Genomic DNA, 17,396 nt, shown 5'->3' with positions numbered 1-17,396 from the left:
CAAGCGCCATAAAAATGGGAGCAATTTGCTCCCATTTTTATTCATGCAATTTTAAGCATTTTAGCGATAGCCATTCGGATTCTGCTTCTGCCAGTTCCAGCTGTTCTCCAGCATATCTTCCAGAGTATATTGCGGTTTCCAGCCTAACTCTTGCACAGCACGGCTATTGTCTGCAAATGAAGTCGCCACATCGCCTTCACGACGCGGCTCAATGCTATAGGCGACCGGCACATGGTTGACCCGTTCGAACGTCTTGACTACTTCCAGAACCGATGAACCCTGACCGGTTCCAATATTCCAGGCACGACAGCCTTTTGCCATAAGGCGATTATTCAAGGCACATAAATGCGCATTCGCCAAATCCACCACATGGATATAATCGCGCACGCCAGTCCCGTCAACAGTATCGTAATCATTGCCGAAGATCGCCAGTTTTTCACGACGGCCTACTGCGACTTGAGTGACAAATGGCATCAGGTTATTCGGAATGCCTTGCGGGTCTTCTCCAATACGACCACTTTTATGCGCACCGACCGGGTTGAAATAACGCAGTAAGGCAATCGACCAGCGTTCATCTGCCACGGATAATTTCTGTAGAAGCTGTTCAACAATCAGTTTGGTATAACCATAGTTATTACTTGGCATACCTGTAGGCATGTCTTCATTTAAAGGTGATACATTGGCCTCATCATACACTGTGGCCGATGAACTGAAGACCAGATTAAATACCCCTGCGCGCTGCATGGCCTGTACCAGTTGAATGGAGCCAGAAATATTATTGTCAAAATAAGCCAGTGGAATTTGCTGGCTTTCCCCTACCGCTTTTAAACCGGCAAAATGAATCACGGCATCAATGTGATGCTGCTGAAAAACCTGATCTAAAACTTGTGCATCACGAATGTCACCTTGCACAAAAGTTAAAGTTTTCTCGCTGATCTGTTGCACTCGATTTAAAGATTCTTCCGAACTATTGCAAAGATTATCCAGCACAATCACATCATGCGCTGAATTTAACAGTTCCACGCAGGTATGTGAGCCAATATAGCCTGCACCGCCGGTCACTAAAATTTTAGCCATGGGTTTTTCCTAATAATATATGTATTAAGCCTTGAGTCGAGGCATCTAAATCTGAAATGTTCTGACTTTCGCCACTTAAAATCGGCAGCAGCTGATTGGCAATTTCCTTGCCTTTTTCAACCCCCCATTGATCAAAGGGATTGATATTCCAGAGTACAGACTGCACAAACACTTTATGTTCATACATGGCAATCAACATACCCAGGCTATAAGGTGTCAGTTCTTTGAGTAAAATGGTGCTACTGGGCTGATTGCCTGCATATTGTTTATAGGCAGGTAAATCATTGAGTTCAGTCTGATCTAATGCCTGATTACCAAATGCCAGCAAGCGTGACTGTGCCAGGCAGTTAGACAGTGCCAAATGATGCTGCTCAATCAAGGCATCGGCATTGTCTACATAAGTAAATTGCTGGGCATTATAGCGTTTTACCGGTGCAATAAAATCACAGCTGACGGCTTGTGTGCCTTGATGCAATAACTGATAAAAAGCATGCTGGGCATTGGGTCCGACCTCACCCCAAACAATCGGGCAAGTATTGGTTTCAACATGCTCACCTGTACGTTGAATCGATTTACCATTCGATTCCATTTCCAGCTGCTGTAAATAGGCCGCAAAGTATTTTAAACGGCCATCATAAGGCAAAATGGCATGGGTCTGGATATCTAGAAAGTTGGTATTCCAGGCACCCAGCAAGCCCATCAATACCGGAATATTGTGTGCAAAAGGGGCATTCTGGAAATGCTGATCCATCGCATAAGCCCCGGCCAGCAGCTGCTTAAAGCCTACAACTCCTATACTAAGCGCCACGGGCAAACCAATACATGACCAGAGTGAATAACGCCCGCCGACCCAATCCCAAAGCAACAACTGATTTTCAGGAGCAATACCCCACTCCGTCATTTTCTCAGGTTTGGTCGAGACTCCGATAAAATGGTGCTTGAGAATATGCGGATGCTGACCTAAGGCTTTTTCCAGCCATAAACGCACGGTTTGTGCATTGGATAAGGTATCAATGGTACCAAAAGACTTAGAAGATATAATAAATAAAGTGGTTTCAGGGCGCAGCTGATGCAGCAATGCTGATAGCTGGCTACCATCCATGGTCGAGACGAAATGTATATTTAAAGGCTTGGTGGTCTGTTTTTTAAAATCAGATAGCGCATGGCTGACCATCACTGGCCCAAGATCCGACCCTCCAACACCAATATTGACCACATCCTGAATCACTTCCCCGGTCGCACCGCGAAATTGACCGGCATGGATTTTATTGACCAGATTGAACATCCGCTCTAATTGTTCATGAACTTGATCAGCAATTTCAGGATGTTGAACTTCATGTTTAGGCAAGCGTAGTGCCCAGTGCATCGCCGCACGCTGTTCGGTATAGTTAATGGCTTCACTGGAAAACAGACGTTTAATCCAGGGCTTGAGCTGTTGTGCATTGGCCCATTCAACCAAACGGTCAAGTACAGCCTGATTGACCCGATGCTTGCTAAAATCAAAAACCACATTGTCTAAATTTACAGAATTTTTTTGAAAACGGTCTTCTTCTTCTGCAAAAAAATCGGTTAAATGCTTGTTCCCAAGTTCATTTTTCAAATTCAGCAGCTTGCTTAAAACTGTATCAGTCGTTTCTACTGGATAAGGTTGTGCTTGATTCATCATTAACGCCCTACCCCCATATAGGCAAATCCCTGCGCTTTCACATAGTCTGGATCATAAATATTTCGACCATCTAAAATCAGCGGATGCTGCATGATTTTTAATAAAGTCGGATAATCTGGACTCCAATATTGTTTCCAAGCGGTTAACAGGCATAAGGCATGTGCGCCGTTTACGGCTTCATACTGCTCGGTACAATAAATCAAGTCCTCACGATGTCCATAGACTTTTTCAATTTCAGCCAAAGCCTGCGGATCATGCAGTTTGACCGTCACTCCTTGCGCCCATAAGGCTTTCAGCATGATATGAATAGGGGATTGCTGGATACGTGCCGTATTTTCTTTAAAAGAGGCACCCCAAATTGCAACAGTTTTGCCTGCTAAATCACCATGGTAATAATTCCACAGTTTTCTAAACAGCAGCTCTTTTTGTTGTTCATTGATTTCCCAAACCTGCGCCAAAAGCTTACTTTTAGCCCCTGTCCCGGACACAGTATTGGCCAAAGTGAGAATATCATGCGAGAAGTTCTCTCCACCAAAACCCGCACCTGGATACAGATACGACGACCCGATCCGGCTATCCGCTGCCATGCCCTGACGCACATGCTCGATATCAATGCCCAGTTTTTCCGCAACTACGGCGAGGTCATTAATATAACTAATGCGTGTCGCCAACATGCCTGAAATGCTGAGTTTGGTAAACTCCGCATCTAAAATGGGCATAAATAAATATTGCTGATGACGCGGAAATAATGGACGCAGTAATTCCTGGATTTTGAGTTGAACCTTACTTTGCTCACAGCCCACAATCAACTGTTCGGCTTGAGTCATGCTGGCCAAGGCATTTCCCTCCTGAATGATGTCGGGTAAATACACCCAATCATCTTCAGGTAAATACTTTTGTAATTTGTCCGTACCATGCAAGCCTAGCGTGGATGCATTAATCATCAGTTTAGGATGAATAATTTGACGCTGACCGATTTCTTTTAATATTTCAATGCCTAAATTTTCTTCAGTCGGATTAAAACTAAAGAAATAAGCATCGATATCCAGGGCAATATCATTCAGGTGACAGTATTTTAAAAATCCATTTTGTTGCTGTTTATCCAGTAACTGTTTGACCGCATCATCTTGGGCATAAGCTTGTTCTAAAGCACTTTTTTTTAGAAAATCACACCAATACACCTGATGGCCACATTCGGCCAACAATGCTGACAGGACACCTGAATACAGGGTTTGTCCAAATACTGCAACTTTCATAGAGTCTCCTAATTTTATAGTTTTATATTTATAGTTTTAACTCTTTAATTAAGGCTTTAAAATCTTCACCCAATTTTGGATGAGCTACCCCATAATGCAATACTGCTTTTAAATACCCTAATTTGCTACCACAATCGAAAGTTTGACCTTTCATACGATAAGCTTCAATACAATCTGTCTGATGTAACATGGCAATCGCATCAGTTAATTGAATTTCATTCCCCGCACCTTTTGGGGTCTGCTCTAATAATTGCATAATTTTAGCAGGAAGTACGTAACGACCTACAACCGACAGATTAGAAGGTGCTGTTCCTACTGCAGGCTTCTCTACAATACCTTGCATGACAATGCTTTCAGCAACTGCTGGACTCTCAGCGACATCAACAATCCCGTATTGATCGACCATATTGTCAGGTACAGCTTCAACCATAATTTGGGAAGCGCCAGTCGCATCAAAACGTGCAATCATTTTCGCCAGATCATTTTCAACCTGATCATCTTTAACCAGTACATCCGGCAGTAGAACTGCAAAATCTTCGTCTCCCACCACTGCTTTTGCACACAATACCGCATGTCCCAAACCAAGGGGCTGTGGCTGACGAACACTCACAACACTCACATGCGGGGGTAAGATTTCAGTAATTTCTTTGAGCAAATCAAATTTCTTTTTATTTTCTAATGTGGTTTCAAGTTCAAAATTACGGTCGAAATAATTTTCAATCGATGCTTTTGAAGAATGGGTGACCAAAATAATTTGTTCAATCCCTGCTGCAACTGCCTCGCGTACTACATATTCAATTGCAGGACGGTCAACAACCGTGACCATTTCTTTGGGAATCGACTTACTTGCAGGCAAGAACCGAGTACCTAAACCAGCAACAGGGAGAATCGCCTTTTTAATCATCATCATACCTAAATATTAATTTACTTTAATTTCTTTACCACGTTGATAACCATCAACATAATACTCTAACTGGGTCAAAGCCCAATTTACATCATTATCAACGGCTGTCAGTGTATTCATTTTTTCAAAAATTTTAATCAACTCATCCAGAGGATAATGCTTTTCGAAAGATCTTAAAATACGAGTATGTTGTGTAATTTCGGTATCTTCATGATCAATCAGTAATTCTTCGTACAGTTTTTCACCTGGACGCAAACCAGAATATTGAATTTCAATATCACCATTTTGAGCACCAGTTTCGCGCACTTTTAAGCCACTTAAGGCAATCATCTGGCGCGCCAAGTCCTGAATACGCACTGGCTCCCCCATATCCAGCAAAAATACATCCCCGCCCTGACCTAAGGCTCCGGCCTGAATCACCAGCTGGGAGGCTTCAGGAATGGTCATAAAGTAACGTGTAACATCTGGATGGGTGACGGTAATAGGTCCACCTTTGGCAATTTGCTGCTTAAACAACGGCACCACCGAACCCGACGAACCCAGCACATTACCAAAACGTACAATACTGATTTGAGTCCGGTCTTGGGCTTCTGCCATGGCCTGGCAATACAGCTCTGCCATACGTTTAGAGGCCCCCATGACATTGGTGGGACGTACTGCTTTGTCGGTTGAAATCAGTACAAAGGTTTCTACCCCTTTTTTCACTGCGGCATTTAAGCTAAATGCCGTACCAATGGCATTGTTTTTTAAACCCGCAATCGGGTTACATTCCACCAAAGGCACATGTTTATAGGCAGCAGCATGATAAACAGTTTGAATGCCATATTGCTCAATGATGCGTTCCAGTTTGGCCTGATCCAGCACCGTACCTAGAATAGGAATAATTTCAATATGGGTATTTAAGTTCAATTCTTTATCAATACTATACAGCGCAAACTCTGTCAGCTCATAAATCACCAGTTTTATAGGCTGATTTTTAATAATTTGTCGGCACAATTCTGAACCAATAGAGCCGCCCGCACCCGTCACCATGACCACTTTATTTTTAATATTTTTAGCCAATAATTCCTGAATTGGTGGAACTGGATCACGTCCCAATAAATCAATAATATCGACTTCCTGAATATCAGAAACCCGAATTTCACCATCGACCAGTCTGGTCAGACCCGGAATTTCGGTAATCTTAAGATGTGCCGGTTCCAAGAATTTGACAATTTCACTTTTACGGATACGACCGACTGAAGGCAAGGCGATTAAAATTTCATCAATTTTTTTCTTGGCCATCACTTTTAATGCAGTTTCAGCATCATAGACTTTCAGTCTGCCCAACTGCTGTCCCGATAGAGAAGGGTCATCGTCGACAAACAAAACCGGCAAATGTTCATTGGAACGATACAGCGCAGCAGCGACTTGTTGTCCGGCATTACCTGCACCATAAATCGCCACACGTTTTTTCTGAATATCAGCCTGTAAATAGGAACGGATAATAAAACGGATAAAGCCGCGACTAAACCAGACCCAGGCAAACATCATGAAACCGAACATCAACGGAATAGACATCGGAATAAATGCATGAGTCAAATAGGCCAAAACATAAAGTCCAACCACAGACAATGATGTGGCTAAGCCCAGTTTAATCATAAAAACTTCGTTGTAGGTCCGTACAATAAAGCGATAAATACCCAAAATAAACAAGGACGAAACAGCAATGATGCTGACCCAGATTGAACCGAAAGGAAGGTTAGGAACAACTTCTGCACCCAAATCAAATTTACGGATGGCATAACAGAGCCAGATCAGCACAGGAAAAATACAAAAGTCTAGAATAACAAGAAATGCTAATTTTACTGATCGTGGTGATTCTACGAATGGATGAATTATGGATTTCACTGGATGCGCCGTCTCATTCTAATGATTTTTTAATGAATCACGATTCTATTCGTAATTTAAATTGATATCCTATGGAGCAATGCACCGAATTCGGTGCATTGCTCTTGCAAAATTTAAGCCGCTATTCTACAAATGACCTGTTCAATCGTGGTGACCGTTTTATCAATACTGACATCACTTAATGTCGGATGCACTAAAAACATTAAGCTGGTTTCACCCAATTGCTGGGCGTTGACTAAACGCTGTTTTGGTCGCCATGCTGTACCGTCAAAGGCATGTTCCAAATAAACTTCCGAACATGAACCACTAAAACAAGGTACATCTAGCGCATTGATTTCCTGCATAATCCGGTCACGTGACCAGCCTTCAGGCAGTTGTTCAAGATTGACTTGTACGTAACACTTATAATTGGCATGGGTATAATCATCATTTGGATAATGCACGTTAAAATAAGGGCTGTCTGCAAATGCGGCCAAAATACGTTTCGCATTATCGGTACGTTTTTGAGTCCATTCGGCCATACGTTGCAACTGAATCCGACCAATCACAGCCTGCATTTCCATCATGCGCCAGTTGGTGCCAAAGGAGTCATGCAGCCAGCGGAATCCTGGTGGATGCTGTTTGTTATAGATACTGTCAAAATTTTTACCGTGATCTTTATACGACCACATTTTTTTCCACAGGTTTTCGTCATTGGTGGTGACCATTCCCCCTTCACCACCAGTGGTCATAATTTTATCCTGGCAGAACGACCAAGCTCCTATATGACCAATTGAGCCGGCAGATTTACCTTTATATTTTGCCCCATGTGCCTGAGCACAGTCTTCAATGACATATAGACCTTTTTCTGCAGCCAACTGCATGATTGGATCCATATCGCACATCCAGCCCGCCAAATGCACACAGATAATGGCCTTGGTATTAGGCGTAATGACTGCTTCAATGGTACGGCGCGAGATATTCTGTGAATCCAACTCGACATCGGCAAAAACTGGATTTGCCCCAGCCGTCACAATTGAACTGGCCGATGCCAGGAAAGTACGAGAAGTGACAATGACATCATCGCCCGCACCAATGCCTAGAGCTTTTAGCGCCACATCTAAAGCCACGGTACCATTAGCAAGTGCTACTGCATATTGAGTTCCGGCAAAATATGCAAATTCTTTTTCAAATTCACGACATTCTTGACCCGTCCAGTAATTCACTTTATTCGAAAGTAAAACTTGTGATACAGCATCAGTCTCTTCTTGAGTGAAACTTGGCCATGGTTCAAATGCAGTGTTTAACATTTACGACTTATCCTATTGAATGTTTTTCTATCTTGTGCTAAGAAATTTTTAATTTCATGCCAAGAGTCAAAGCAGTAGTCTGCTTTATATTGCTCAGCGACTGAAAAATCTTGTTGATGAATATTAAGCCCTTGGTCTTTCAAACAAATTGTTGTCCAACCTAAGCGTTTCGCTGTGACAAAATCTTTTTTTAAGTTATCGCCCACATAAATATAGTGCTCGCATTGTAAATCCTGCATCACCTTTTCATAATTTGCAGCATCAGGTTTTTCTGAACCAATTTCTTCTGAAATCACAATGCTGTTTAAATATGGCATTAAGCCCAATGCACACAATTTATTACGCTGAGTTTTTGAACGTCCATCAGTAATCACAGCATATTGATACTCTGCTGTGTAGCTATTCAGCGTTTCTAACACCGCTGGATATAAGCTGATGTCAGGCTGATGAAAACGGTACCACTCCAGCAAAGTTGTTTTATCAATTCCATAGTCGTGTACAAGCTGTTCAAGTACATTTTCACCAGCATAATATTGCTGCAGCATATGCGCACTCAATGCTTCAGGCTCTGTACTGATTTTGGCGGCAATAAAGCGATATGCTGAGTGCAAATAACTGATTTCAGGATATAACGTATCATCAAGATCTAAAACTAAACACTTAAGCAGTGTAGTCATTGACCAATACCTCAGCATCGTAACGTAGCATCAATAAGTTATCATTCCATGCTGAGAAAGGTTCAATGGTCTGATCAAGCAAATACTCTTGAATTACCCATCGGCTATAGTTCGCACCTGCCAAATAACTTAATGGGTAACCTCCACCAAAACGTGGGTTAATTTCAATGCCCAGAATTTTATCTTCAGTTTTGTGTAAAAATACCTGAATGGTTAAACAGCCACGTGCACCGGTAATATGGTGTAACTTCTGATTAAACTCAGCAACAATAATATTCTTTTTAGTCACGCCTTTATTGACTTCGCCTGCACGAACAAAAATACGTTTACGTGGTACAACACATTTTAAATTTGAGTATCGATCATAATAGCAATCGACTGTGAACTCATCATAATCCTCAGGTGCAATGTATTCCATAAACATCAGTTTAGGGTCAGCACGATGCTCAGGCTTAATATCTACTGCACACTGTGCGGTAAAAATCCCTTTGCTTAAACTGCCATCATAAGGTTTTACAAATACAGGGAACTGCAAATGGTCTAGATTATATTGCTGAGGAATATGAATACCATGCTGTTCAAAGAATTGATTAATCTGACGCTTATCACGGCATTGTTGTACGAGTGCTGTATCACTCACCAATAAATAAATACCTTGTTGTTTAAAGATTTCAATATTTTCACTCAGCACCAACAGCTCAGTATCAATAGTCGGTACAATCAATTTAATATTGTTCTCTAAACATAATTGTAATAGCCGTTCAATATATTCAGGGCTTGTGACACGCGGTACAGTAAAGCTTTGATCAGAAACGTGGCATGCAGGGGCTAATACAGGGTTTAAATCAGTAGTGAAAACCTGGCCATTTTCAAAATGCTTTTTCAGTTCTGTTTGGAAAGAACGTACTAATGAAACCCGTTGTCCTGCTGAGGTAATTAAAATATTAGACATTTATTTCACTTTACAATTTTAAGCATATGGTTAACTTTTGCTGCGGTCGATAATAAAAACTTGTTATTGAGGATAAAAATTAACACTTTATTATACCATCTCCCATACCCAGAGAATTTTTTGATTGGGTATTCATTCTTTGTTTCTGCAAGCTTTTGCATGATATTTGGTACAGGTTCATTGGTTTTAATACAACGAATTAAACCATAGAAAATATAGGTTTCTTGACGCTCTTTTAAACGCTGATACGCGGCTTGATAATAGGGATTACTTTTATCTAACTTCATCAAAATACTGTTGAAATGTGACGCAGCAAAGAACATATCATCACGCAGTTTGATCTGGCGTGCGACATTCTTAGTATTTACTGTCGACTCAGGATTATCAACATAGCAATAAACCACATTTTTGATAATACTGACTTTTTGAGAGACTGCAATCAGTTCTGCTGTAAATAAACCATCTTCACAAAGACGTTTTGAAATAAAGCGTAAACTGCCGAGCTTTTCTTTTTTAAAAATGTACCACCAAGGGCCGTTATTGTAGTTATATTCAGAAAGAATGTAGTTACCCTCCCCTTGTAAAGACACTTCTAAAGGCACAGCACCCTGCTCGTTTTTACGACTCCATACTTGCTTACTACCAAAACCGATAAAGTCACAGTCTTCTCTCAATGCAAATTTTAGGATCTCATTCATGTAACCATCAATTATATAGTCATCCGAATCAATAAAATTCAAATAGAGGCCACGTGCCTCATCAATCCCACGATTGCGTGCCACACTTTGGCCTGAGTTTTCTTGATTAAGCACACGAATATTAGAATGCTTTTGACTGAGTGATAAACACACATTATATGAGTTATCTTTAGAACCATCATTAATTAAAATGACTTCAAAATTCTCAGGATTCAAGTTCTGATTAAAAATTGAATTTATACAAAAAGTAACTACATTCTCTACATTATAAACAGGAATAATGATTGAAAGCAGAATGTTATTATTTTGTGTCATTTTTAGAACCTTCAAATTTTGACATTGGTGCATTATCTGCCGCATTAATATCATCTTTTGCAATGACTTTATGCACAGTTTTAAACATAATTTTAAAATCAAGCACAGTCGACTGATTTTCTACGTACCAAGTATCAAGTTTAAATTTTTCTTCCCAGCTAATTGCATTACGCCCATTTACCTGTGCATGACCAGTCATACCTGGACGCACATTGTGACGCTTAGCTTGTTCGGTATTATATAAAGGCAAATACTCCATGAGTAGCGGGCGTGGTCCTACAATACTCATATCACCTTTAATCACATTCCACAATTCTGGCATTTCATCTAGGCTGGTAGAACGCAGCATTTTACCAAATAGGGGTAAGCGTTCACTGTCTGGCAAGAGATTGCCTTGTGCATCTACTGTGTCTTTCATGCTACGAAATTTAATCATTTCAAAAGGTTTGCCGTGTAAACCTGGGCGTACTTGACGAAACAAAACAGGTGAACCCAGATTTTTTTTCACTTTATAGGCTACATAAAAATACAGCGGTGATAGTAAAATAAGGGCTATAGAAGCAATAATAATATCTAGGAGACGTTTTAACATAATATATCAATTACTTGAAAAATAAAATTTCTAGAGAGTTTCGGTATAGCAAGTTATTTAAATTGTGCATAATAATCTAATGCCTTTTCAAGGACTTCTTTATGGTTATATTTGGTAGCAACTTCATCATAACATTGTTGTTTCATTGCGAATAAAGAAACTCGAGATTTCGAAAATTGTTCCATTTTACTAAATAATGCCAAAGTGTCTTTAGGATTGACAAAAAATCCATTTTTTCCCTCTTGAATAATTTCAGAGTAACCAGTAATAGATGTTACGAGCACAGGCACCTTCATTAAATTCGCCTCCAGTACAGATAAACCAAATCCTTCTCGATATGAAGGTGATACAAATAAATCCATTATAGCCAAAAACTTTTTTACATCATTTTGAAAACCTAACTCAAGAATATTTGGATTTGTCCTAATAATATCTAATGTTTCTTGACTGAGTGGATCTAGTTCATGTTCATACCCACCCACCAATACCAATTTAACATTTTCTTGTTCAAGCATATTAAAAGCATAGACTAACTCATTAATACCTTTATCAGCTACTAATCGCCCAACAAAACCAAAGACAAAATCCTGTTTGGTAATACCATATGATTCTCGAATAGCGGAGTCATCATAATTTTCTGTTAAAAACTTCTCTACCGGCATACCATTGGCACTACCATGATGAATAACAGAAACTTTTTTGTCAGTTAATTCATTTTTCAATTTTTGCTTGATACCATAACTTACTGCAATAATATGTGTAGCACAAAGACAACTTATTTTTTCTAAAAGTATTAGGAACTTCTTCTTTTTCCCTAAAGCCCCCTCATAACGTAGGCCATGTACATAATAAATTCGTACAGGAACTCTTGTAATAAATCCTGCTAATAAACCTAAAAGAGAAGCTTTAGGAGTATTACAATGAATTACATTAGGTTGCTCTCTAGCAAATAAGTATAGAAATTTTAATAAACTTATAATGTCGTTTTTAATCGATATATCACGCTTCATTGTAAGCGGTTGGTATTTGACACCTTCTAATTCTGCGGTAGATTCCAACTCTTTACCTGGAGAACTTATAAGTGTTACATCAAAATCCTTATTAAGTTGCGCTATTTGGTCTTTAAAAAAAATTAAAGAAATAGGTACAGTAGTAATTAAAAAGAATTTATTTTTTTGCATAAGTTTTAAATCTCAAAAATTTTCACTTAATAATATAATCCATATAGGGAGATACATATTAAAAGTATAAATTTATTTTTAAGAATTTTTCTAAAAAAATTCTTTTGTTTATGGGGAAGCTCTTTATCCAAACGAAAAACTTTTTGTTTTTGTGCTATATTTAGTTTTTCTTTGAAAAATTCAGAAGGCAACTTATTTTTAACTGAGTGATACATTAAATCCACACTTAAATAAGTTAATCTTGTATCAAAATAAACACTCTCAATATTAGATAAATCAAGTCCTTCTTTAAAAGAATTGATATGTAACATTACATTTAATATATCATTAACAAGTTTTTTCTTTTTTATAATGTCGTTGTTACGAGTGATAGAATTTTTTGATTGGAGGAAAAATTCTAAATACTCTGATTTTGAACCCACGTTCTTACTAAGAAAATATGCTCTCGTATTAAATTCAAAATCCTCAATATATAAATGCTCCTTAAAAAACAAATTATTTTCTATTAAAAAATTTTTACTATAAATTTTATTACATGCAGAAAACATAATATTATTATTTAAACAATACTCTATACCTTCATATAATTCAATATTCTCAGCTCTAAAAGTAGATAAAGTATTACCGTTGATATCTATGTTTTTAGAAGAAAATTCTATAATATCTAATTGTGATACATTCAAAAAACTATAAGACTGCTTTACTAATATATCATCAGCATCTAAAAATAAAATATACTTACCTTTTGCAGCATTTATTCCTGAATTTCGCGCTCCACCTAACCCCTTATTTTCCTGGCTAATAACTTTAATTTTTGAGTTTCTATTGGCTAAGTCTTCAGCGACTTTAATAGAGTTATCGGGTGACCCATCATTAACCATGATGATTTCATAATCTATATCATAAATTTGAATATTACTTACACATTCTACTAGAAATCTTTCAACATTATACATTGGAATAACAATGGATAAAACTTTAGTCATAATTCAACCAACCTATAATGAATAAATAATCTTCATTAGTAATGTAAATAAAAAAACAGTTATTAACAAATTTTTTGTGCTAGTCAAAATTTGAACAGCAAAAATATTTTATTTTCAAGGTATTACTCAAATTTTACCCCCACTTACGAAAAAGGTCTAATAAAATAAAATTATCTCTGTTTTTTTTGATGAATTAATTAAGGCAAGATGAATTAGAACTAATGGCATTAAGAACCAAGATAAATTAGCAAATCCATTTAAAAAACTTGCTGACGATACTAGATGAATAGCATTTTCAAAGCATTCTTTAAATATTTTAAAATGAAACAAACGAGAGCAAGCAAACCCGTTTGGGTATCCAATATATTGTTTAAATATGTTTTTTGTGGAGCCATCTTCTTGATATTCAACTCTACAAAAAACATCATCAATAGATTTTAAGTCATAATCTTGATCAATAAGTAGATATAAATAGTCTAAAGAAACAAATTCTTTACTCGCCTGTCTTTGTAAACTCTCAAATAACTGAGGTAAAAGGTAGGCTCTATTGGATGTTAGCGTAAATACTGTTAGCTGTTTCATATTTATGTACTTGAACTAATAAACATAAAGAATGTGAAGAAAAAGTATAATAATACACTATAACCAACAAGCTGATGATTCTGTTTTGTTTTTGGCTGATTTAACAAAGGATAAATAATAACCAGTGGCATAATAAACCATGATAAATATGCAAACCTATTTGAAAAATTAGCCTTAATAACTAAAATCCAAAGTGCATTTGCTATGAGATATGTACCATAAATTACATGATATATTTTATCTGTATAATGTTTACGATAAATAAAATAATAACCTATAATTACGGCAATTGCACTATATGCAAGAAAATCCCATCGGAATCCAGTTGATGAAAATACATCATTATTGACATTTCCTTCCGTTAGATAGTTAGTTCTGTCATCCTTATACATGCTAGCAAACAGACTCTGGAAAAAGCCTCCACCAACTAAAGAAACAGGAATAGCCAAACACCACCCATAAAGCAACAATGTAGTCCTAGAAACTATTAATGTAATTAAATAACCTAATGCTGGAATAAGCATTGACGAATGAATATTAACAACTAATAACAATATTAATATTCTTAAGGTTAAGTTGCGAGTGGAAAATACTAATAAAAATATAGATGTTGCAAGACCATTACGAATACCATTCGTACCATAACTCCAAAAAGAAAGTGATGTTACAAATAATAAAAAAGAGTAAAACCAATATTTTTTAAATAATTTTTTACTAACCACATAAATTGGTAAAGTGTAGAAGAAAGCTGTCAGCAAAAAAAAACCTTCAGACTCCATTACTTTAGAAGTAGCCAACATATATTGATAAAAGAAAAAATCATTTTCAGGAAGTGCTGTACTCCCATAAGATCTCAGTGCTTCAAAAATCTGATTATAAGTGGTCATATCATTAAAATAATAACCACTTAATGGTCTTGCTCCCATATAAATAAAAACAAATGGAAATGTTACTAAAGCTAACACCTTAATAAAAATTTTATTACTTTCATATTTGGAATCAAAGACTGTTAATTGGGTATATAAAAACATTAAGAGCACAATCATCAATAACACATAATAATAAATAGATGTATAATGCTCTAAGGGTATTAAATTAAACATACTCTTATATACCTAATAGTCGTTGCCATTGCTTCATAACACTGGAGGTAGAAAATCTTTCAATATTTTTCTTAGCTTGTCTGCTCATTACAGATCTATTCTCAATATTACCCATTAATTTCAACAGAACATTTGCTAATGCTTGCATATCACCACTAGGTACTAAAATACCATCTTGCTGATTTTTAATAATATTCCTTGGACCATTTGGACAATCAAAACTGACTATAGGAAGCCCAACAGATAAGGCTTCTAGCAATACCATTGGAAAACACTCAGATTCTGATGTCATAGCATAAATACTATATTCTGTCATAACTTCAGGAATATTCGGCACACTGTCTTTAAGAACAACTACGTTATCAAGCCCTAAATCAGTTATTTGTTGTTGAAGCATTTGCTTAGTATTAAGATAATCTTGCCCATAAATATGTAGCTGCCAATCCGGCATAGCTTTATGCACTAATACCCATGCCTCAATTAATTTATCAAATCGTTTAATCGGTGATAATCGACCAGCAGCAATAACTTGCTTAGCTCGAACATCTGCCATTAAGTCTGATAAGTCTATTGGATTGGGTATAACAACAGTGTTCTCTCCTGAGATATATTGTTTCTCATCTTCATTAAGCACGATGATATGATTATACTTTTTAGCTATCCAATCATTAAAACCTAATTTAATTCGATTAAAAAACGAAGTACTTGCTTTTTGTTTTAATGAGTTATGACCTGAACTATGACATTCTTTTATAAGTAATGCATTGTTTTTAATAAAAGGCAACCAAAAGTGATCAAAACTGTAACTTGGTGAAATAATTATATTTGGATTGATTTTCTTAAAGATTTTTCGTTGTCTAACAAAGTGTTTAATAGCTTTTACAATATTTTCAATAGATAGATAAGATTTTTTACGATTATAATCAACACACAAATCTAAAAGTTTTACTCGATTATCTAAAGAATAACGAGGTGGAAGATTATTTTGCTCACTTGTCAAGATAATCACTTCTACATTGGGTAAATTTGCCCAATAGTTGACTTTAGTTGCCATAACTTTCTCAATACCACCATGTAGATGAATCTGATCAGTAGCAATAAGAATTTTTTTCATTTCATCAATTCTTTAAATAAGTTATTCCAAGTAGCTACAATATGATTTGCAGAAAAACGTTTAACATTTTCATAACCTTTTTTACCCATATTTTTCCTTAAAGTTGCATCTTGCATCAGGTACTCTAAACGTTGTTGAAAAAGCTTACTATTGCCATTTTCAATCAAAAAACCATCTTCATTATCAGCAATTATATCTCTTGGACCTGAAGGGCAGTCAAAACTAATACAAGGCAAACCACAAGCCATTGCTTCAATAAGCACCATACCAAACCCTTCAGAACGAGATGTCATTACTAAGATAGAAGACTCAAGATATTTATCTTTAATGTTTTGAGTAGGTTCAAAGAAGTTTATATGCTTAAGATTAAGCTTTTTTGCTAAGTTTATGAATGTCTTTTCTTTATCAACTTTACCGTATACATTTAATTCCCAATTAGGATAGCATTTTTCGATATTTTGCCAAATATCTAATAAAATGTCATAACCCTTATTGAAAGAATGCGATCCGACTACAATAATCGAATTACTAGAAACTAAACCATGATTTTCACTTTCAAAACTTAATGGATTAGCAATAGCTACTGTATTAGCAGTTCGCCATTCTTTTATATTAGAAGGCGTAAGGACAACAAATTTATCAAAATTATTAGCAAATCTTTTCATTAGGTAAGATGAAATTTTACCTTTAGTAGTATTTGCATTATTTAAACTTATTGATGCATGTCTTTCATAGACCCATTTTGCAGACGTTTTAATCAGAGAAGGGAGCATGAATCCCTTCAAGCCATCATCACATATACATATAATATCAGGCTGTATATTATAAATTTCTTTTTGAAGCTCACGACAATATGATAGGAAATAATCTAAACTATTACGCCGAGTTGTATTAACTCTTACTATTTTAATACTTGGACTGAAATCATAAAATGATTGGTTATTTGGCTCATTCAAAGTTAAAACACTAACATCATAACTATATTGGTCAGCAAGCATAGAAGCTTTGATTGATAGAACTCTTTCTAGTCCACCTGAACCATTAATACCATTTGTTATATACAGTATTTTCATGACAACTTATAAGACCTATCAATAATAAAATTCACAACATA

General features: G+C 36.8%; 16 protein-coding genes. All 16 read right to left on the bottom strand.

Translation table 11 applies throughout. The features are described from left to right. Positions 1-60 precede the first annotated feature (60 nt). A complete protein-coding gene (gene galE / locus WAE57_RS08115) occupies positions 61-1,077 on the bottom strand; it encodes a UDP-glucose 4-epimerase GalE (RefSeq protein ID WP_337709905.1) in 1,017 nt (338 codons plus the stop codon). Further along, complete coding sequence (gene pgi, locus WAE57_RS08110; protein ID WP_337709903.1) at positions 1,070-2,743, bottom strand: glucose-6-phosphate isomerase; 1,674 nt, start codon at positions 2,741-2,743, stop codon at positions 1,070-1,072. Before pgi ends, galE begins: the two co-directional genes overlap by 8 nt. Beyond that, entirely contained in the window at positions 2,743-3,999 is a 1,257-nt protein-coding gene (locus WAE57_RS08105; protein ID WP_337709901.1) for a nucleotide sugar dehydrogenase, read from the bottom strand. Before WAE57_RS08105 ends, pgi begins: the two co-directional genes overlap by 1 nt. Positions 4,000-4,027: 28 nt before the next feature. Then, positions 4,028-4,903, bottom strand: coding sequence for a UTP--glucose-1-phosphate uridylyltransferase GalU (gene galU, locus WAE57_RS08100; protein ID WP_337709899.1), 876 nt, complete (start codon positions 4,901-4,903; stop codon positions 4,028-4,030). Positions 4,904-4,918: 15 nt separating this feature from the next. Beyond that, on the bottom strand, positions 4,919-6,793 hold the full coding sequence (locus WAE57_RS08095) for a nucleoside-diphosphate sugar epimerase/dehydratase (protein ID WP_337709896.1): 1,875 nt from the start codon (positions 6,791-6,793) through the stop codon (positions 4,919-4,921). A gap of 113 nt (positions 6,794-6,906) precedes the next feature. Further along, entirely contained in the window at positions 6,907-8,082 is a 1,176-nt protein-coding gene (locus WAE57_RS08090) for a DegT/DnrJ/EryC1/StrS aminotransferase family protein (protein WP_337709894.1), read from the bottom strand. Next, positions 8,076-8,759, bottom strand: coding sequence for an HAD family hydrolase (locus WAE57_RS08085; RefSeq protein ID WP_337709892.1), 684 nt, complete (start codon positions 8,757-8,759; stop codon positions 8,076-8,078). The genes WAE57_RS08090 and WAE57_RS08085 overlap by 7 nt, the downstream gene beginning before the upstream one ends. Further along, positions 8,743-9,711: an ATP-grasp domain-containing protein gene (locus WAE57_RS08080; RefSeq protein ID WP_337709890.1), complete on the bottom strand. Its 969-nt coding sequence runs from the start codon at positions 9,709-9,711 to the stop codon at positions 8,743-8,745. Before WAE57_RS08080 ends, WAE57_RS08085 begins: the two co-directional genes overlap by 17 nt. A 5-nt stretch (positions 9,712-9,716) precedes the next feature. After that, positions 9,717-10,724, bottom strand: a complete 1,008-nt coding sequence (locus WAE57_RS08075) for a glycosyltransferase (RefSeq protein WP_337709888.1) — start codon at positions 10,722-10,724, stop codon at positions 9,717-9,719. Beyond that, positions 10,711-11,316 (bottom strand): sugar transferase, encoded by a 606-nt coding sequence (locus WAE57_RS08070; protein ID WP_337709886.1) that lies wholly within the window; start codon positions 11,314-11,316, stop codon positions 10,711-10,713. Before WAE57_RS08070 ends, WAE57_RS08075 begins: the two co-directional genes overlap by 14 nt. A gap of 53 nt (positions 11,317-11,369) precedes the next feature. After that, entirely contained in the window at positions 11,370-12,497 is a 1,128-nt protein-coding gene (locus WAE57_RS08065) for a glycosyltransferase family 4 protein (RefSeq protein WP_337709884.1), read from the bottom strand. A gap of 26 nt (positions 12,498-12,523) precedes the next feature. After that, positions 12,524-13,483 (bottom strand): glycosyltransferase, encoded by a 960-nt coding sequence (locus tag WAE57_RS08060; RefSeq protein WP_337709883.1) that lies wholly within the window; start codon positions 13,481-13,483, stop codon positions 12,524-12,526. Positions 13,484-13,639: 156 nt separating this feature from the next. Continuing rightward, positions 13,640-14,065 (bottom strand): hypothetical protein, encoded by a 426-nt coding sequence (locus WAE57_RS08055; RefSeq protein WP_337709881.1) that lies wholly within the window; start codon positions 14,063-14,065, stop codon positions 13,640-13,642. 2 nt (positions 14,066-14,067) lie between these two features. Then, on the bottom strand, positions 14,068-15,096 hold the full coding sequence (locus WAE57_RS08050; protein ID WP_337709879.1) for an EpsG family protein: 1,029 nt from the start codon (positions 15,094-15,096) through the stop codon (positions 14,068-14,070). A 76-nt stretch (positions 15,097-15,172) separates the two neighbouring features. After that, entirely contained in the window at positions 15,173-16,282 is a 1,110-nt protein-coding gene (locus WAE57_RS08045) for a glycosyltransferase family 4 protein (RefSeq protein ID WP_337709877.1), read from the bottom strand. After that, positions 16,279-17,355, bottom strand: a complete 1,077-nt coding sequence (locus tag WAE57_RS08040; RefSeq protein ID WP_337709875.1) for a glycosyltransferase family 4 protein — start codon at positions 17,353-17,355, stop codon at positions 16,279-16,281. The genes WAE57_RS08045 and WAE57_RS08040 overlap by 4 nt, the downstream gene beginning before the upstream one ends. Positions 17,356-17,396 lie beyond the last annotated feature (41 nt).

The sequence above is a fragment of the Acinetobacter sp. NS-4 genome, from assembly GCF_037402435.1.
Classification (GTDB): domain Bacteria; phylum Pseudomonadota; class Gammaproteobacteria; order Pseudomonadales; family Moraxellaceae; genus Acinetobacter.
This window is presented reverse-complemented; position numbering and strand designations above follow the sequence as displayed.

What these genes read in the sequence shown, in the direction of transcription:
- galE (WP_337709905.1), bottom strand. Translation starts at nt 1,077, where the DNA reads ATGGCTAAAATTTTAGTGACCGGCGGTGCAGGCTATATTGGCTCACAT.
- pgi (WP_337709903.1), bottom strand. Translation starts at nt 2,743, where the DNA reads ATGATGAATCAAGCACAACCTTATCCAGTAGAAACGACTGATACAGTT.
- WAE57_RS08105 (WP_337709901.1), bottom strand. Translation starts at nt 3,999, where the DNA reads ATGAAAGTTGCAGTATTTGGACAAACCCTGTATTCAGGTGTCCTGTCA.
- galU (WP_337709899.1), bottom strand. Translation starts at nt 4,903, where the DNA reads ATGATTAAAAAGGCGATTCTCCCTGTTGCTGGTTTAGGTACTCGGTTC.
- WAE57_RS08090 (WP_337709894.1), bottom strand. Translation starts at nt 8,082, where the DNA reads ATGTTAAACACTGCATTTGAACCATGGCCAAGTTTCACTCAAGAAGAG.
- WAE57_RS08085 (WP_337709892.1), bottom strand. Translation starts at nt 8,759, where the DNA reads ATGACTACACTGCTTAAGTGTTTAGTTTTAGATCTTGATGATACGTTA.
- WAE57_RS08080 (WP_337709890.1), bottom strand. Translation starts at nt 9,711, where the DNA reads ATGTCTAATATTTTAATTACCTCAGCAGGACAACGGGTTTCATTAGTA.
- WAE57_RS08075 (WP_337709888.1), bottom strand. Translation starts at nt 10,724, where the DNA reads ATGACACAAAATAATAACATTCTGCTTTCAATCATTATTCCTGTTTAT.
- WAE57_RS08070 (WP_337709886.1), bottom strand. Translation starts at nt 11,316, where the DNA reads ATGTTAAAACGTCTCCTAGATATTATTATTGCTTCTATAGCCCTTATT.
- WAE57_RS08065 (WP_337709884.1), bottom strand. Translation starts at nt 12,497, where the DNA reads ATGCAAAAAAATAAATTCTTTTTAATTACTACTGTACCTATTTCTTTA.
- WAE57_RS08060 (WP_337709883.1), bottom strand. Translation starts at nt 13,483, where the DNA reads ATGACTAAAGTTTTATCCATTGTTATTCCAATGTATAATGTTGAAAGA.
- WAE57_RS08055 (WP_337709881.1), bottom strand. Translation starts at nt 14,065, where the DNA reads ATGAAACAGCTAACAGTATTTACGCTAACATCCAATAGAGCCTACCTT.
- WAE57_RS08050 (WP_337709879.1), bottom strand. Translation starts at nt 15,096, where the DNA reads ATGTTTTTATATACCCAATTAACAGTCTTTGATTCCAAATATGAAAGT.
- WAE57_RS08045 (WP_337709877.1), bottom strand. Translation starts at nt 16,282, where the DNA reads ATGAAAAAAATTCTTATTGCTACTGATCAGATTCATCTACATGGTGGT.
- WAE57_RS08040 (WP_337709875.1), bottom strand. Translation starts at nt 17,355, where the DNA reads ATGAAAATACTGTATATAACAAATGGTATTAATGGTTCAGGTGGACTA.